The following is a 3,098-nucleotide window of genomic DNA, read 5'->3' as shown; positions in this document are numbered from 1 at the left end:
TCCCTTTGGTAGACCATGCATATAAATTTTGTTATTGTAATAAATAAAGTGCATCGCAACCACATATGGATAACCATCCTCATTGATAGTAGCGAATCGTCCGGTATCCGCACGATGAAGGAGCTCATCAATCTGCTCCAACGTTAACTGAAACTTCTTCATTCTATATTGCATAACTTAATTATCCTCCTAATCATGTAAACTTGATTTCTATTCAAGATATATATGTACTTGATATAGAATTAAACATATTATAGCATGGAAGTGAACCTATTAAAAGTTACACTTATATGATATAATATAGGATACACTTTGGTATAAGGATGGTTATAATTATATGATTTATATTCAAGAAAATTCAAATGATCCAATGTATCTTCAAATTTATAATCAGGTCAAAAAAGATATTGAACAAGGAAATATTGCACATGGAGAACGGCTTCCAGGTATTCGTACACTAGCCAAAACATTAGGTATTGCACGCAATACTGTCAGTCAGGCTTATACCCAGCTTGCAGTGGAGGGATATATTCAAGCAAGACATGGGTCAGGTTTTTTTGTTCTAGATACTTCAAGTGAATTTACGGAGAGAAATTATGTGCCGCAGAGTATAAATGCCTTATCTATCAAAAAATCAGAACTGAAGAAACCTGTAATTCTATATGATTTTCAGTACGGTACACTTCCTTATGAGCAATTTCCTTTCAAGTTATGGCGAAAATACACCTCTCAAATTCTCCTATCATCGCAAAAAGAAGTAGTTAATCATTATCCAGATAAGCAGGGTGATCTATTATTAAGAGAAGAAATCGGAAAACACCTGTACAAATCAAGAGGTATGGTTTGTAGTAAGGAACAAATTATCATCGGTTGTGGGCTACAATATTCCTTAAATATTTTGTGCACTCTTCTGCGTAAAGAAAATAACACTATTGCAATGGAGGAACCAGGATATAATGGAGCAAGGGATGTATTTATAAACAACAATTATAATGTACATGCAATCCCAGCTAGTAAAGATGGACTTATCCTTTCATCAATTTGCTGCTCTAACGCATGTGCTGCTTATGTAACACCTTCCCATCAATTTCCTTATGGAACTGTAATGTCAATTGTGCAGCGTAAGGAGCTCCTTAATTGGGCAAATGTTAACAATGCTTACATCATTGAAGATGATTATGACAGCGAACTCAGATATGATGTCAATCCAGTGCCAGCACTACACTCTTTAGATGCCGAAGATCGTACTATTTATATTGGAACTTTTTCAAAGTCTCTTTCCCCTTCTCTGAGGGTGAACTATATGGTGTTGCCAGTACGCCTCCTAAAGAGGTATCATAGTTTATTCTGTTCTCATAGTTCTCCTGTATCATGGTTAACGCAACGTGTTTTAGCTGCATATATGAGAGAGGGAAATTATGAGCGTCATATTCGAAAAATGTGCATTACCTACAAAAGGTGTCATGATATATTTTTACAGGAAGCGACGAAAATGTTTGGAAAAAAAGTAATATTACATGGTCGTGGAGCAGGGGTGCATTTCGTTTTGGAGTTTCCGGGTGGTGAAGAACAAGATTGGCTTATTAAACAGGCAGAAAAAGTCGGAGTCAAAGTATATTCTATGATTCCATTTTGGAATGACAGGAATGAATATCACCGAAACATTATATTTGTAGGATACAGCTTACTGAGTGAACAACAGATACGAGAAGGTATCGCATTGCTACACTCTGCATGGTTCAATACATTAACATAATGAAAATTCAATGGTGAAACTTCGGAAGACATGGTAGGTAAATAAATGTATACTAAATATATAATATGGCAAGGATGTTATCCATAAACAAATAGAAAAAGAAATTGAGGATTTTTTTGATAAAAGATGGATAAAAATGCTTTTGATTAATTATATTGACATAATAATAAACCAATGCTATCCTTATAAAGAATTTAAAAATATAATATAGTATCTTATCAAGAGAGGCAGAGGGACTGGCCCTATGAAGCCCGGCAACCAAAGGTAGTTATTTTAAACTTTATGGTGCTAAATCCAGCAGGATTAACCTGGAAGATAAGAATTGGAAGAACATAACTTCTTGCATTATCTTTTAGGTAAGGCAAGAAGTTTTTTATTTTCAGATGCCTAAGATCACTAAGTCTTATACAAAAAAATTAAAACATTAATTAACTAAGGAGGAAAAAATGAAAGATAACTTGAAAAAGGGCAGTGCTATTGCTTTGTTACCATTATTTATTTTTATAGCAGTTTTTATGGGGATATCATTAGTTACAAAGGACTTTTATGCTATGCCTGTAACTGTACCATTTTTATTAGCAGCATTAGTAGCATTATTTATGAATAGAAAAGTATCACTAGATAAAAAGTTAGATGTATTCTGCAAGGGAGCAGGAGAACCAAACATCATTTTAATGTGTCTGATATTTATATTGGCAGGGGCTTTTGCAGAGGTTGCTAAAACTATGGGAGCTGTAGAATCTACTGTTAATTTAGGGCTTACATTTTTACCAAGTAACATACTAGTAGCTGGAGTTTTTATAATTGCATGTTTTATAGCAATATCTATAGGTACATCCATGGGAACAATAGTAGCATTAGTTCCTATAGCTACTGGAATTGCGGCTAAGACAGGTATACCTATAGCTTTAGTGGTTGGAGCTGTTGTTGGTGGAGCAATGTTTGGGGACAACCTTTCTATGATTTCTGATACAACTATAGCAGCCACCAGGACTCAAGGCTGTGAGATGAGAGATAAATTTAGAATGAATTTTACAGTTGTATTGCCAGCAGCAATAATAACAACTTTAATATTCACTTTTATAACATTGGGGCAAGATTCTAAGGTAGTAGGGGATTATTCATATAGTTTAGTTAAAGTTTTACCTTATGTAGGAGTATTACTTGCTGCACTTTTAGGGGTTAATGTGTTATTAGTGCTAGTTGGAGGAATCTTATTTGCAGGAAGCATAGGAATATTTACGGGAGCCTTTGATATAATAGGTCTATTGCAGGCCATAGGCAAAGGAATTGGGGGAATGTCTGAGCTTGTAATAATTTCAATGATAATTGGTGGAATGGT

3 protein-coding genes and 1 riboswitch are annotated in these 3,098 nt (G+C 34.5%); of the genes, 2 read left to right on the top strand and 1 reads right to left on the bottom strand.

Annotated features, from left to right (window positions below):
* Nucleotides 1-162, bottom strand: a 162-nt coding sequence (locus RTW14_RS18765) for a pyridoxamine 5'-phosphate oxidase family protein (protein WP_312654274.1), incomplete at its 3' end; no start/stop codon positions are given.
* Nucleotides 163-337: 175 nt separating this feature from the next.
* Between RTW14_RS18765 and pdxR the strand changes: the two genes are divergently transcribed.
* Nucleotides 338-1,756 (top strand): MocR-like pyridoxine biosynthesis transcription factor PdxR, encoded by a 1,419-nt coding sequence (gene pdxR, locus RTW14_RS18410; RefSeq protein WP_312654238.1) that lies wholly within the window; start codon nt 338-340, stop codon nt 1,754-1,756.
* A 212-nt stretch (nt 1,757-1,968) separates the two neighbouring features.
* A riboswitch (SAM riboswitch) is annotated at nt 1,969-2,078 on the top strand.
* A 124-nt stretch (nt 2,079-2,202) separates the two neighbouring features.
* On the top strand, nt 2,203-3,098 hold an 896-nt coding region (locus RTW14_RS18405; protein WP_312654236.1), incomplete at its 3' end, for a Na+/H+ antiporter NhaC family protein.

It is taken from the genome of Aminipila sp., assembly GCF_032051575.1.
Taxonomy (GTDB): Bacteria; Bacillota; Clostridia; order Peptostreptococcales; family Anaerovoracaceae; genus Aminipila.
The sequence above is the reverse complement of the archived record's forward strand: the minus strand, read 5'-3'. Positions and strand labels throughout refer to the sequence as shown.